Raw genomic sequence first — 14,593 nt, 5'->3', positions numbered from 1 at the left:
TTCCGTTGTATAAGGGGATGGTAAGGAAATGGAATATCTTTCATGGCAACGACAAGGAAATGTGGCGGAAGTGATTTTGGATCGCCCGCCTGCAAACGCTTTAGCGAATGAGGTCATTTCAGAATTGGATTTGCTCTTGGATGAATTGGAGAACGAGCAGAATGTCCGAGTGGTACTTATTTACGGAAAAGGGAGATTTTTTTCCGCGGGAGCGGATATTAAGGAATTTGCAACTGTCAAAGATGGCAAAAAATTTTCTTCTCTCGCTTCTCATGGGCAGCAAGTGTTTAATCGCATTGAACATTTCTCCAAACCTGTAATTGCCGCTATTCATGGAGCGGCATTGGGCGGAGGTTTGGAATTAGCCATGAGCTGCCACATTCGCCTTGTGACGGAAAATAGCAAATTAGGTTTACCGGAGCTTAGCCTTGGGTTAGTCCCTGGTTTTGCCGGCTCCCAGCGACTGCCTCGTTATGTCGGTACCGGAAAGGCAGCCGAGATGCTTTTTACAAGTGAACCGATTTCGGGAAGTGAAGCGGTTCAATGGGGGCTTGCCAACGATGTTTGCAAGGAGGAAGAACTTCTACCGCGGGCACGGGAATTAGCAGCAAAAATTGCGAAGAAGAGTCCGCTTTCACTGAAAGCGGCTATTGAACTATTAAATTATTCCAAGCAAGGCGATTTTCAAAAAGGGATGGAGAAAGAAGCTGAATGGTTCGGCAAAGTTTTTGAATCGAAAGATGGGCAAGAGGGGATAAAAGCTTTTATCGAAAAACGAGCTCCTGTTTTTAAAGGAGAGTAGACATTTTGTCCATTTAATTATCCGAACATTATTAAAAGGATGAATATTATGATATTGGAGGGAGACGAATGAACATCTTTGTGTTGTTAAAAAGAACGTTTGACACGGAAGAAAAAATCACGATTACCAATGGATCCATTGATGAAGAGGGTGCGGAATTCATCATCAATCCATATGATGAATACGCCGTTGAAGAAGCTATTCAAATCCGTGATGCTCACGGCGGAGAAGTGACTGTTGTAACCGTCGGAGGCGAAGAAAGTGAAAAACAACTGCGCACTGCTCTTGCGATGGGAGCTGACAAAGCGGTTTTAATCAATGTTGAAGACGATTTAGAAGACGGGGACCAATTTACAACGGCGAAAATTTTGGCTGAATTTTTAAAAGATAAAGAGGCGGATGTGATTTTAGCGGGGAATGTGGCGATAGACGGCGGCAGCGGGCAAGTGGGGCCGCGTGTAGCAGAACTATTAGGCATTCCATATGTGACAACGATCACTGAGATTGAAATAAAGGGGACGCAAGCAAAATTGATCCGTGATGTGGAAGGGGATTCGGAAGTCATTGAAACTTCCCTGCCGTTGCTCGTAACGGCACAGCAAGGATTAAACGAACCTCGTTATCCGTCGCTTCCCGGAATCATGAAAGCGAAGAAAAAGCCGCTTGATGAATTAGAACTGGATGATTTGGATCTTGAAGAAGAGGATGTTGAACCAAAAACGAAAACGATTGAAGTGTTTCTGCCTCCAAAAAAAGAAACAGGAAAAATATTGGAAGGCGATTTAAGTGATCAAGTAAAAGAGCTGGTTCAATTGCTGCATACGGAAGCAAAAGTAGTGTAATGGAAAGGGAACAAGAAACAGGAGGGTCGAATATGGCACGAAAAGTGTTGGTATTAGGAGAAGTTCGTGAAGGAGCACTCAGAAACATTTCGTTTGAAGCTTTGTCTGCGGGTAAAACAATAGCGGAAGGCGGAGAAGTAGTTGGCGTCATCATAGGTGATTCGATAAAAAACTTAGGGGAACAGCTTATCCATTACGGAGCGGATCGAGTGGTTGTGGTTGAGAATGAACAATTAAAACAATATACACCAGATGGATATGCTCAAGCTTTTTTGGCAGTGGTCGAATCAGAAAAGCCAGATGGCATTGTTTTTGGCCATACGGCACTGGGGAAAGATTTGTCCCCTAAGATCGCCAGCAAACTGAATACAGGGCTGATTTCCGACGCGACGGCGGTCGAAATTGCAGGGGGAAACATCGTCTTTACTCGCCCGATATATTCGGGAAAAGCGTTTGAAAAGAAAATAGTCACGGATGGAATCGTTTTTGCTACAGTCCGCCCGAATAATATTATACCTCTTGAAAAAGATGAATCCCGGACCGGCGAAGTCACATCTGTTCAAGCCGATATTAAAGACATACGCACCGTGGTAAAAGAAGTGGTGCGGAAAGCGAGCGAAGGAGTAGATTTAACGGAAGCTAAAGTGATTGTTTCCGGGGGACGCGGCGTAAAAAGCGCAGAGGGCTTTAAAGTGCTGAAAGAACTGGCGGATGTCCTTGGCGGTGCGGTGGGAGCTTCTCGAGGAGCGTGTGATGCGGGATATTGCGACTACTCTATGCAAATTGGACAAACGGGAAAAGTGGTTACGCCTGATCTTTATATTGCTTGCGGCATATCGGGAGCCATTCAGCATTTGGCCGGGATGTCCAACTCAAAAGTGATTGTAGCCATTAATAAAGATCCGGAAGCAAATATTTTCAGCGTAGCCGACTACGGAATCGTTGGAGACTTGTTTCAAGTAGTGCCGATATTGACAGAAGAATTCAAAAAATTAAAGATAGCTTCTTCGTAATCCAATCAAAAAACGGCCATGGATTTGTCGAGGCCGTTTTTTGATTGGATGTTTGATTAAAAACGTTCGTCCGCTGCTTTTGTAATAGAGATAAAGAATAGAATTCAAGTAGATCGGGGAAAATGCAAATTGCAAACAAAAAATTAGCATTCCAATTTAAAGGATGGTATACTGTCCCTAGTACCTGAAAGGAAATAAGGAGGATTGGTAATAATGGCTATTGTTAAAGCTACTGATCAAACATTTGATTCTGAAACAAGCAGCGGTCTTGTTTTAGCTGATTTTTGGGCTCCGTGGTGCGGACCTTGTAAAATGATTGCTCCAGTTTTGGAAGAAATTGATGCAGAAATGAATGATAAATTAAAGATCGTGAAACTGGACGTGGATGAAAACCAAGAAACGGCCAGAAAATTCGGTGTTATGAGTATCCCGACTTTATTCTTGTTTAAAGATGGAGAAATAGTGGATAAAGTCATCGGATATCAACCGAAAGAAGCGTTAACTGAACTCATTAATAAACACGCTTAATGAATGTTGCCGCACTCATAATTCTCCGTCATTTCGAGGAATGCGGTAAAATCGAAGGTAAGCATCTCAATGTTATTGAGTTGAGGGCTTGCCTTTTTATTTTGGATCAGCATGATTTTGGTTTTTTATGAAATGGAAAAGACTTAACTTTTTTCAATGAAAGGAATATTAACGAGTGTCTCAACAGGACGATGACAACCGTTTTCTTGAAAATGACTGTTTTACTTTTTCCAAATGAAATAGGGTGACCCGTTTCATTTGGAAAGGGTAGCCTTCTTAAAATGAGAAGAATGGCGGGTGAATCGCCGAGTATGCATGCCAAAACAGCCAAAGCAAGAAAAAAGCGGGTGCGTGATTGTTTTCTCCATTCGTTTGCGAGAAGTCTCCCATTTTCACGGTGAAACGAATCAATACAGAAGAAACGAAAATGGTGTCGGCGATCCAATGTATGAACATGAACGTTTTTGAACATGGGAAAACATAAAATGGTTCTTGTATATAGGCAATCGTTCAGCTAAAATATACGAGTCTTTAAAGAAGCTCTCACTACAAACAGATGAAAGTGAGATTGGTTCACCAGGTGGTCCAGGAGGTGGCGATCATGAACGATATAATCAAGCATAAATTAGCTCTTCTTCCCGACCAGCCTGGCTGCTATTTAATGAAAGACCGTCATGGAACGATCATTTACGTCGGAAAAGCAAAAGTGTTGAAAAATCGGGTGCGCTCTTATTTCACCGGGTCTCATGACGGGAAAACCCAGCGGCTGGTCAACGAGATTGAAGACTTTGAATATATTGTAACCTCTTCTAACATTGAAGCGTTAATATTGGAAATGAATTTAATAAAGAAGCATGATCCGAAATATAATGTCATGCTCAAGGATGACAAAAGCTATCCTTATATAAAATTGACGGCGGAACGGCATCCTCGCCTGATTACAACAAGAAAGGTAAAAAAAGATAAAGGCAAATATTTTGGACCATATCCCAATGTGGGAGCGGCGAATGATACGAAAAAGCTGCTCGATAGGCTATACCCTTTGCGAAAATGTTCCACTCTTCCCGATCGAGTCTGCTTATATTATCATTTGGGCCAATGTCTAGCTCCTTGTGTCAATCATGTCCCAGAAGAAACATACAAAAAAATGACGGAGGAAATTACCCGTTTCTTAAATGGCGGCTATCAAGAGATTAAAGATGAATTGATGAAAAAGATGTCTGAAGCGGCGGAAAATCTCGAATTTGAACGAGCAAAAGAATATCGGGATCAAATTGCCCATATCGAGGCGACGATGGAAAAACAAAAAATAACAACAAACGACTTTACGGATCGTGATGTATTCGGTTATGCCGTTGACAAAGGCTGGATGTGTGTTCAAGTCTTTTTCGTCAGACAGGGGAAGCTGATCGAAAGAGATGTTTCGATGTTCCCCATTTACAATGAAGATGAGGAAGAATTTTTAACCTTTCTCGGACAATTTTATTCCAAAGCCCATCATATAAAACCGAAAGAAATTTTGCTGCCTGAAAACGTGGACATCGAGTTGGCGGAACAACTGATTCAAGTCAAAATGATTCAGCCGAAAAAAGGGCAAAAAAAAGAATTAGTTAAGATGGCGGTAAAAAATGCGGCGATCGCTCTTCAAGAAAAATTCTCGCTTATCGAAAGAGACGAAGAAAGAACGATCAAAGCTGTTGAAAAACTAGGGGCAGCGATGGGAATATCCACCCCATTGCGAATTGAAGCATTTGATAATTCGAATATTCAAGGCACGGATCCTGTTTCCGCCATGGTTGTTTTTATCGATGGAAAACCTGAAAAGAAGGAGTATCGCAAATATAAGATTAAATCTGTTCAAGGTCCGGACGATTATGAATCAATGCGAGAAGTGGTTCGAAGACGATATACAAGGGTATTAAAGGAACAATTGCCGCTTCCCGATTTAATTTTGATCGATGGTGGAAAAGGGCAAGTCGAAGCCGCAAAAGATGTATTGGAAAATGAACTCAATTTGTCGATACCGGTTGCAGGGCTTGCTAAAGATGAAAAGCACCGCACATCAGAGTTATTATTTGGCGATCCTCTGCAGATTGTCCCATTAGAGCGGAACAGTCAAGAGTTTTATTTGCTGCAAAGAATTCAGGATGAAGTGCATCGTTTTGCCATTACCTTTCATCGGCAGCTGAGGGGAAAAACAGCTTTTCGATCCGCACTTGATGATATTGAGGGAGTCGGACCGAAAAGGAAAAAACTTCTGCTAAAACATTTCGGATCATTAAAAAGAATGAAAGAAGCAGAATTAGAAGAGTTTACGAAAATCGGTATTCCCGAAAAGATCGCCCGCAACATTAAGAAAAAGTTGAAATAGCGCGTTGTCATAAAAATCCCATTATGCTATAATATCCTAAAATTAAATAAAATCACTTTCATACGTAAAAGTGATGATAGAGGCGCGGAGTTCAAGAGTACAAGCTTGGAGAAGAATGAGCTTCCATGAAAAGTTTGGAAAGGGGACGGCCGCCGAAGCAGTGAAAGGCTCATTCCTTTTTCTGCTGGTTCTGTGTTTAAGAAATGCAGAACTGTCAAGATGGTATCGTCTTGGAGAGCTATCTCACGCTTGATGTATTTTCTTATTACATCTTCACAGGCAATGAGATTTGGTTCTCATTGCCTGTTTGCGTTTTAGAAGTGAATCAATGAAAAGGCAGGGGATCTTTGTTGGGACTCATTGTTCAAAAATTTGGAGGAACATCTGTCGGTGATATAGACAGAATTTTCAATGTGGCCAATCGTGTAATCGAAGAAAAAAAGAGAGGAAATGATGTGGTGGTAGTCGTTTCCGCAATGGGGAAAACGACCGACCAGCTTGTCCAACTCGCTAAGGCCATCGATGATCATCCTCCCAAAAGGGAAATGGATATGTTGCTGTCGACTGGAGAACAGGTGACGATTTCGCTTTTGACAACTGCTTTGATCAAAAAAGGGTTTGAGGCCATTTCATTCACTGGATGGCAAGCCGGCATTCAGACGGAAAAACTTCACGGGAATGCGCGTATACTCAATATTGAAACAAAAAAGCTGACTAGTTTGCTTGAAGAAGGAAAGATAGTGGTCGTAGCCGGTTTTCAAGGCGTCACAGAAGACGGTGAAATTACGACTCTCGGGCGAGGAGGATCGGATACAACGGCGGTGGCGCTGGCGGCGGCGTTGAAAGCGGAACGCTGCGACATTTATACCGATGTGACTGGCGTGTTCACCTCAGATCCAAGATATATCAAAGGGGCGAGAAAACTTTCTTCCATTTCTTATGATGAAATGTTGGAGTTAGCCAATTTAGGAGCAGGTGTTTTGCATCCGCGCGCGGTTGAATTTGCAAAAAATTACAGCATCCCGCTTGTTGTAAGATCGAGCATGGAAAGGGAAAATGGAACGATCATTGAGGAGGAAATATCGATGGAACAGAATTTGGTGGTAAGAGGCGTAGCATTTGAAGATGACATTACGAGAATTACCGTAGAAGGCTTAAAGGATGAAATCAACAGCTTATCCTCCATTTTCGGCGTTCTGGCGGATCATGGCATCAACGTCGATATTATTATTCAAAGCCGCATCCATGATCAAACTGGCAGTGTGTCGTTCTCTATCAAAACGGATGATTTGCATGACACCATCCATGTATTGGAACGAAATAAAGAAAAGCTTGGATTTGATTCTATTACATATGAGGAAGGACTGGCAAAAGTATCTATTGTAGGATCCGGAATGATTTCCAACCCAGGAGTTGCCGCTGAAATGTTTGCCATTTTGGCTGAAAACCATATCTCTGTCAAAATGGTCAGCACTTCGGAGATTAAGGTGTCTACAGTCATAGATCAAAAAGATATGGAAAAAGCCGCTCAAGTCCTTCATGATGGTTTTGGGCTTGCTCAACAAAAAACAAAAGCGACGATCTGATCGTTGTCAAATGATTAAAAGACGGATGTTTTATTGCCCATCCGTCTTTTTGGCTTATGTAGAAAAAAGAAAGAAGCTGGGGAAAGCAGATTCTCGAAACCATAGTTTCTAAGACAACTATTTTAATGCAAATAGACGAGAAAAGATGCCGTTATTCCCATTTCACGAGAAGACGGACTTTTTTGGAACGTTTATGTACCTCTTCTATCGCTTCGGCAGTCACGTTTTTCTGCGTTTGAATTTGTTCCGCTAAAAAACCTGCTTCCAACGAAAAAAATGGTTCAGAATATATGTCAAATTTTCGTAATACAATAGGACCTGATAATTCAAACAGCAACTCTTTTTTTTCTTCTTTTATCACCTGGAGCGTTCCCCAGCAAGCTTCTTCAAAAAAAGAGCAGATTTCATCTATAGATAGAAGAGGAAATTTTCTTGCAAGCTGTTTTCCTGCCCAATAGAAAATGTCCGCCGTGTCTTTGCCGAATATTTCCGGTAACAAAATATCCCGGTACAGCTCATAGGCGAACATCGAAACAGATTGCGGCTCTTGTGGAATAATGTCTTTATGATTCTCCATTTGAAATCCCTACTTTCTGTATCCATTATATACAAGACTGATGGAGATGAAAAAACTTTTTTTCATTCCACGATCGATTTTTTATAGGTGTGGAATATTTGTCTCTAAGCTGAAAAATATTTATATTCTGCTAAAATACATTCTGTTGAATTGATCGACTTTTTTTATAATTGGTCATTTTATTAATATAGAAAAATATGTAGACGTTTTCTTGACGCTTTCCAGTGATGGGGTTACAATGAACTTGTCAAATAATTGTTACAAAATGATGGCAGTTGCCAGAAAACATTTCTTTTTGTAGAAATGTTGATTGGCGGCTCATAACCAAGGGGGGTACCGTATGGCAGGAAATCGTGAATTTTTTAATCGAAGGCTTCATTCTTTACTAGGTGTAATTCCGATAGGATTATTCCTGACTGAACACTTGATTGTGAACCATTTTGCCACTAGGGGAGCGGAATCTTTTAACCGTGCGGCGAAGTTTATGGAAAGCTTGCCGTTGCTTTATTTATTGGAGATCGTGTTAATCTTTTTGCCGCTCTTATATCACGCAATTTACGGCTTATATATTGCGTTTACGGCGAAAAATAATTTGGGAAATTTCGGTTATTTCCGAAATTGGATGTTTTTCTTGCAGCGTTTAACAGGAATTTTTACGCTCATCTTTGTTGTATGGCACGTTTGGGAAACACGCGTTCAAGCAGCCATGGGGGAAGAAGTTAACTATGATATGGTAGCTAATATTCTATCAAATCCATATATGCTAGCTTTTTACATAGTAGGGGTTGTATCGGCCATTTTCCATTTTTCGAACGGCTTATGGTCTTTCTGCGTAAGTTGGGGAATCATTGTGACGCCTCGTTCTCAACGCGTTTTCACGTATGTTTCACTGTTGGTATTCGTATTGCTTTCGTATGTCGGCCTTTCTGCTTTGTTCGCTTTTGTATGAGATAGGCAGATGGATGATGTACATCATTAGGTAAAAAAGGAGTGAGTGTCCATGAGTAAAGGAAAGATCATCGTAGTTGGAGGCGGCTTAGCCGGCTTAATGGCAACAGTGAAAATAGCGGAGTTAGGAACTCCGGTGGATATATTTTCATTAGTTCCGGTAAAGCGTTCTCACTCTGTTTGTGCTCAAGGTGGCATTAACGGAGCTGTCAATACAAAAGGTGAAGGAGATTCGCCATGGATTCATTTTGATGACACGATTTACGGAGGAGACTTTTTAGCCAATCAGCCTCCTGTAAAAGCAATGTGTGAAGCGGCGCCTGGAATTATCTCGCTGTTTGACCGCATGGGCGTTATGTTTAACCGGACACCGGAAGGATTGCTTGATTTCCGCCGTTTCGGAGGAACTCAACATCATCGCACAGCATATGCCGGTGCGACAACTGGACAGCAACTTTTGTATGCTCTTGATGAACAAGTGCGCCGCTATGAAGTAGCGGGATTAGTAACGAAGTATGAGGGCTGGGAATTTCTTGGCCTTGTCTTGGATGATGAAGGAGTTTGCCGGGGCATCGTAGCACAAAACTTGACTACTATGGATATTCAAACATTCCGTGCTGATGCCGTTATTATGGCTTCCGGCGGACCGGGAATCATTTTTGGAAAATCTACAAACTCCATGATCAATACTGGTTCTGCTGCATCGATCGTCTATCAACAAGGCGCTTATTATGCTAATGGTGAATTTATTCAAATTCACCCGACCGCGATACCGGGAGATGACAAACTTCGTTTGATGAGTGAATCTGCCCGTGGTGAAGGCGGCCGTATATGGACATATAAAGATGGAAAACCATGGTATTTCTTGGAAGAAAAATATCCGGCTTATGGAAACCTTGTTCCGAGGGATATTGCTACACGTGAAATTTTCCACGTCTGCGTTGACTTAAAACTTGGAATCAATGGGGAAAACATGGTATATCTTGATCTTTCCCACAAAGATCCGCATGAATTGGATGTAAAATTGGGCGGTATTATCGAAATCTATGAAAAATTCATGGGTGAAGATCCGCACAAAGTTCCAATGAAAGTATTCCCAGCGGTTCACTATTCAATGGGTGGACTATGGGTTGATTATGAACAACGTACAAATATTCCAGGGGTATTCGCTGCAGGTGAATGCGATTATTCACAACATGGAGCGAACCGCTTAGGAGCTAACTCATTGTTATCGGCCATTTACGGTGGAATGGTTGCCGGACCAAATGCTGTGAAATATATCAATGGCTTGGAAAAAAGCTCTGATGCTATATCTTCTACTTTATTTGATCGTTACAGAAAACGAGAAGAAGAAAAATGGAATCAAATTCTTAAGATGGACGGAACGGAAAATGCCTATGTTCTTCATAAAGAACTCGGCGAATGGATGACCGCTAACGTAACGGTTGTGCGTTACAATGATAAACTATTAAAAACCGATGAAAAAATAGTTGAATTGATGGAACGCTGGAAAAATATCAATATTAACGATACTGCTAAGTGGAGTAACCAAGGGGCCAGCTTTACACGTCAATTGAAAAATATGCTTCATCTTGCTCGAGTCATTACCATTGGTGCTTATAATCGAAATGAAAGCCGTGGAGCCCATTATAAGCCAGAATTCCCTGATCGTAATGATGAAGAATGGCTAAAAACAACAATGGCGAAATTTACTGGAGAAGACAGTGCGCCAGCTTTCCACTATGAAGATGTCGATATATCTTTGATTAAACCGCGTGTTCGTGATTACACGAAAAAACACTAAACTATGGAGAAAGAGGCGACATAATGATGAGTGAAAAGAAAACGATCCGCTTAATTATAACTCGCCAGGATAATCCGGATTCAGCCCCTTATGAAGAAGAATTTGAAATTCCTTATCGTCCGAATTTGAATGTCATTTCCTGCTTAATGGAAATTCGCCGCAATCCGGTCAATGCTAAAGGGGAAAAAACAACTCCGGTTGCTTGGGATATGAACTGTTTGGAAGAAGTGTGCGGAGCTTGTTCGATGGTGATCAATGGAAAACCGCGTCAAGCATGTGCTGCTTTGATCGACAAATTGGAACAACCTGTTCGTCTTGCGCCGATGAAAACATTTCCGGTTATTCGCGATTTGCAAATCGATCGCAGCCGTATGTTTGATTCGTTGAAAAAAGTGAAAGCTTGGATTCCAATTGATGGAACTTGGGATCTTGGACCTGGCCCACGGATGCCTGAGAAAAAACGCCAATGGGCTTATGAATTGGCAAAATGCATGACTTGTGGTGTTTGTTTAGAAGCGTGCCCAAACGTTAACAGTCATTCAAACTTTATGGGACCTGCTCCACTGTCACAAGTACGGTTATTTAACGCTCATCCAACCGGTGCTATGCACAAAGACGAACGTCTTGATGCTATCATGGGGGATGGCGGTCTTGCAAACTGCGGAAATGCGCAAAACTGTGTACAAGCATGCCCGAAAGGCATCCCGCTCACAACTTCCATTGCGGCGCTAAATAGAGAAACGACCATCCATTCCTTTAAAAAATTCTTCGGAAGCGATTATATGGTGTAATGTCTTTCCAAAAGCCTCAAAAGCCTTCAACCAAGTGTTGGAGGCTTTTTTTACAGACCTAAAGTCCAGAATAGATCATATTGCCTTAATAAGCGAGAGTTAGTCAGATTCATATGTGAATTTTATATGGTGAGATGAGAATGCCCTTTTCTTTTGATGATGAGAATTTTTTGGAAAGGATTTTATACCATATTTAATCACTTGAGCTAAAACAATACCTTGCATGGAATCCACATTTTGGAAGTGAATCACAAAAACGCAGTATGAGCATATAAGAATACAATGAAAGAAAAATGGTCAGGTGGGGGATTATATTATTTTTGTCGGACAATGATCGATCATGCTGTTCTTAAAAAAGAACGTTGATGGCAGACTGAAGCGAATGTCTTAGGAGAAAAAACTATTTTTCGCCTATTTCGCAACCCTTGCCTTTGTGAAGTCACTGATATGCTGGATTTTTCATATGATATCATGACGACGCTAGACCCATCCCTTTTGTTTTAAAGCTGGCGAAGGCAAGGAGGGTAATTATAGTTGAAGGATCGCGAATTTTCACATAAACCATTGCTGACCAAAAGAGAAAAAGAAGTTTTCGAGCTATTGGTTCAAGATAAAACAACAAAAGAAATCGCCAAAGAACTATTCATCAGCGAGAAAACTGTCCGGAACCATATTTCGAATGCCATGCAAAAATTAGGTGTCAAAGGTCGTTCTCAAGCAGTAGTCGAACTCCTACGTATGGGTGAATTAAAACTATAGCGGCGACCGGCGTGTCAATGGGCATGCCGGTTGTCTGTCTGTCCATACTTGAATACGTTAACGTACGACTATAGGTGATTTTTCGGATCATTAACAGATATGTTGATCATTGTGATTTCATCTATCTGTTTGATCTCAACGATTTTAACACTGTACAACCAACGATTATTGGATGCGCAAGTTTTTGAAGCTGTTTATTCAATAAGTTTTTGAGTTTACCATGGATGAATGATTTCAAACAAGGCCAAATGCCTTTTTATGAATCTTGAATCTGTATTAGAATTCATCAATGCCTTAATCCAACCCACCAAAGGACTTGCATTTAAGTGAGGAACAGCTGCTTTTCGTTGGTAAGGATAATATAAATGAACCTTTTATCAACATTCGTTAAAAAGATGTTGAGAGCCGGTAAACAGAATGGAGCATTCAAGTAAATCAGTTCTTTCAGATGCTGTAGCCTTTTAGAATTCATTTGCTGTGCATCTGATGGCAGCTGTTTTTTCGAAGAGGAACAATGGACTGGCTTATGTGGAATTTTTTAACACTTCCAGTCCTATCTTTTTGTTTACGGTATGCATCGTTTTGAAGGAAAAGCCCGTCTCATAACGAAGGAATGTTTTGGAAAGAAGAATAGAGTGAAGGGGAGAAACTGAAGTAGAAATTTGTGACGTAGATCGGAAAACACATGTTCAAATTACGTTTTCAATCGATCTGTGGTTTGGGATGGTGAATGGCAAAGTTGTAACCAGCTATCAGTCTACCCCATTCAGCTCGATCTGTTAAAAAAGAATATAAATAGAATAAAGAGATTGCTTCAAAATGGTGGGATTTCCTTTTGGGGCAATCTCTTGTTTTTGCGCAGTTACTTACTTATATAATTTCAATAAGATTTGGCTATGTTTTAAAATCCCCTTAGTAAAAGCAGAAATAACAGGATCGTCTTTGGTATTCAGAAAACTTCTTTCTCGATCCAATTTGATCTGTGTTTATCGGATTAAAACGTAAAATGTTAATTCATTTTTATTCAAAAGCTTTTCTTAAATTGCAATATTAAATGCAACAAGTATTGAAAGACCAGATAACCCATGATTAAGTAGAATCGGGACACTCTGCGCAACTTGACGTGGAGTGGCGGGCATGGTAGCCTGGTTGGCCCAGCCAGTACCGTATACCTGGCTTCATGGCTGGTAGCCATGCCCGCAGAGGCTCTTTGTCAAGTTGCTAAAAACCAACCCTTTGGGTTAGCTGGCTTAAGGTTAAGAAGCTAAGCCAGCTAACTCTATTTGGAAACACTCCTCAGGTGTACGATAATTGAGGATCTTCCTTGGAAGATGGTTACACCAATTTTCAACATAGGTAATGGTTTCGTCTGCCACAGAGGAAATGGGTCTCCCCTTTGGTATGAAGCGCCTAATAAGGCCATTATGACGCTCGTTGGTTCCTCGTTCACAGGATGTGTAAGGGTGTGTAAAATAAACCTCTGTTAGATCTTTTTCAACACTAAGGCCGAGGTCAGCAAATTCAGAACCGTTATCAGCCGTAATGGTTTTAAACACTTTAGAGAACCGATTACCATAAGACACTTTCAACTGAGATATGACTTCTGAAACGGATAGACTATCCTTGGCTGTCACTCTCAAAATTATTTCTTTACGGGTTTTGCGCTCAGTAAGAGTCAATAAGGCCTGATCTTTAGTCTTCTTGCCTATAACCGTATCAATTTCCCAGTGACCAAACTCTTGGCGTTCATTGACTTCAATTGGTCGCTCATCGATACTGCGTCCTAAGATCTTCTTATTCTTCCGGTTACGTTTTTTCTTGGTGTTCAGGGTAATTTTCATAGGTAGGTCAATGTTTTTAACGCCTATAAGTCCTAGATCAATATAGTTATAAAGGGTCTTGGTGCAAACCATTTTGTCTTTGAATTTCCCATCACGTTTGGCTCTCCCACATACCGCATCAGGAGACCATTTCTTATCAAGGATCTGAGTTTCGGCATACTTAATAAACTCGATGGCATCGTCTAGTTTTAGCTTGCGGCCACAGGCTTTCCTGTTTCTCTCATAGAGAAGTTGACCTGTGTCTGGAAAATAGACATGAACAATTTTCCCGTTGCTTTTTCTTTGTGGCACTGTACCTCTTCTTAACTCACGGGAGATGGTGCTTTTGTGACAACCAACATAATCTGCAATCTCCTGTTGAGTCTTACCAGCAGCGTGTAAGGCCGCAATTTTCCCACGGTCATAAGCCGTTAAGTGTTTGAAATGCCGAGCTCCTATGGTAGAATTAGTAATTGCCATAGATAAATCCTCCGTATCGATATTGTTTTAGTCGACTTAATCATACGTGGTTTATCTATGGTTTTTCATTTTTTATGCTTGTTGCATTTGATTATACAACTAGCCTTCAAAAGCTTTTTTGTAAACAAGAGAAAAATTACGAGAAATATCATAAGAAATCGAAATCATTATATTCCTATAGAAAGTGAAAATGGGTATTTATAACTCTTATCCTGAATCCGTGACAAAACATCTTTACAATGGTCGCAAACCGTTGATACGATAAGGAAAAA

Annotated in this window: 13 protein-coding genes and 1 riboswitch; of the genes, 11 read left to right on the top strand and 2 right to left on the bottom strand. The window is 40.9% G+C overall.

The window, feature by feature from the left end; all coding sequences use genetic code 11:
* Positions 1-28: 28 nt before the first annotated feature.
* The 7 genes from BSM4216_RS11510 (at position 29) to BSM4216_RS11485 (ending at position 7,142) form a co-directional block, all read left to right on the top strand.
* Positions 29-802, top strand: a complete 774-nt coding sequence (locus tag BSM4216_RS11510; protein WP_003355580.1) for an enoyl-CoA hydratase — start codon at positions 29-31, stop codon at positions 800-802.
* A gap of 68 nt (positions 803-870) precedes the next feature.
* A complete protein-coding gene (locus tag BSM4216_RS11505) occupies positions 871-1,644 on the top strand; it encodes an electron transfer flavoprotein subunit beta/FixA family protein (RefSeq protein ID WP_048623795.1) in 774 nt (257 codons plus the stop codon).
* 32 nt (positions 1,645-1,676) lie between these two features.
* A complete protein-coding gene (locus BSM4216_RS11500; RefSeq protein WP_048623794.1) occupies positions 1,677-2,657 on the top strand; it encodes an electron transfer flavoprotein subunit alpha/FixB family protein in 981 nt (326 codons plus the stop codon).
* Between the two features lie 213 nt (positions 2,658-2,870).
* Positions 2,871-3,185 (top strand): thioredoxin, encoded by a 315-nt coding sequence (gene trxA, locus BSM4216_RS11495; RefSeq protein WP_003355576.1) that lies wholly within the window; start codon positions 2,871-2,873, stop codon positions 3,183-3,185.
* A 297-nt stretch (positions 3,186-3,482) separates the two neighbouring features.
* On the top strand, positions 3,483-3,653 hold the full coding sequence (locus BSM4216_RS16765) for a hypothetical protein (RefSeq protein ID WP_156179253.1): 171 nt from the start codon (positions 3,483-3,485) through the stop codon (positions 3,651-3,653).
* A gap of 133 nt (positions 3,654-3,786) precedes the next feature.
* Positions 3,787-5,556, top strand: coding sequence for an excinuclease ABC subunit UvrC (uvrC, locus tag BSM4216_RS11490; protein ID WP_048623793.1), 1,770 nt, complete (start codon positions 3,787-3,789; stop codon positions 5,554-5,556).
* A 69-nt stretch (positions 5,557-5,625) separates the two neighbouring features.
* Positions 5,626-5,805, top strand: a riboswitch (Lysine riboswitch).
* Between the two features lie 101 nt (positions 5,806-5,906).
* Positions 5,907-7,142 (top strand): aspartate kinase, encoded by a 1,236-nt coding sequence (locus BSM4216_RS11485; protein WP_048623792.1) that lies wholly within the window; start codon positions 5,907-5,909, stop codon positions 7,140-7,142.
* 151 nt (positions 7,143-7,293) lie between these two features.
* Here BSM4216_RS11485 and BSM4216_RS11480 read toward each other — a convergent pair whose 3' ends face one another.
* Positions 7,294-7,719 carry a YslB family protein gene (locus tag BSM4216_RS11480; protein ID WP_003355572.1) on the bottom strand — a complete coding sequence of 142 codons (426 nt, stop codon included), beginning with the start codon at positions 7,717-7,719 and terminating at the stop codon, positions 7,294-7,296.
* 340 nt (positions 7,720-8,059) lie between these two features.
* Between BSM4216_RS11480 and BSM4216_RS11475 the strand changes: the two genes are divergently transcribed.
* From BSM4216_RS11475 to BSM4216_RS11460, 4 genes are all read left to right on the top strand, one after another.
* Positions 8,060-8,668: a succinate dehydrogenase cytochrome b558 subunit gene (locus BSM4216_RS11475; RefSeq protein WP_003355571.1), complete on the top strand. Its 609-nt coding sequence runs from the start codon at positions 8,060-8,062 to the stop codon at positions 8,666-8,668.
* 51 nt (positions 8,669-8,719) lie between these two features.
* On the top strand, positions 8,720-10,471 hold the full coding sequence (sdhA, locus tag BSM4216_RS11470; protein ID WP_048623791.1) for a succinate dehydrogenase flavoprotein subunit: 1,752 nt from the start codon (positions 8,720-8,722) through the stop codon (positions 10,469-10,471).
* 26 nt (positions 10,472-10,497) lie between these two features.
* On the top strand, positions 10,498-11,262 hold the full coding sequence (sdhB, locus tag BSM4216_RS11465; RefSeq protein ID WP_048624509.1) for a succinate dehydrogenase iron-sulfur subunit: 765 nt from the start codon (positions 10,498-10,500) through the stop codon (positions 11,260-11,262).
* 534 nt (positions 11,263-11,796) lie between these two features.
* Positions 11,797-12,021, top strand: coding sequence for a helix-turn-helix domain-containing protein (locus BSM4216_RS11460; protein ID WP_003355567.1), 225 nt, complete (start codon positions 11,797-11,799; stop codon positions 12,019-12,021).
* Positions 12,022-13,277: 1,256 nt separating this feature from the next.
* Here the strand turns inward: BSM4216_RS11460 and BSM4216_RS11455 are convergent.
* Positions 13,278-14,321 carry an IS30 family transposase gene (locus BSM4216_RS11455; RefSeq protein WP_048622401.1) on the bottom strand — a complete coding sequence of 348 codons (1,044 nt, stop codon included), beginning with the start codon at positions 14,319-14,321 and terminating at the stop codon, positions 13,278-13,280.
* Between the last annotated feature and the right edge of the window lie 272 nt (positions 14,322-14,593).

It is taken from the genome of Bacillus smithii (genome assembly GCF_001050115.1).
Lineage (GTDB): Bacteria > Bacillota > Bacilli > Bacillales > DSM-4216 > Bacillus_O > Bacillus_O smithii.
Note: the sequence above shows the minus strand (reverse complement) of the source record. Positions and strands in the feature narration are given on the sequence as shown.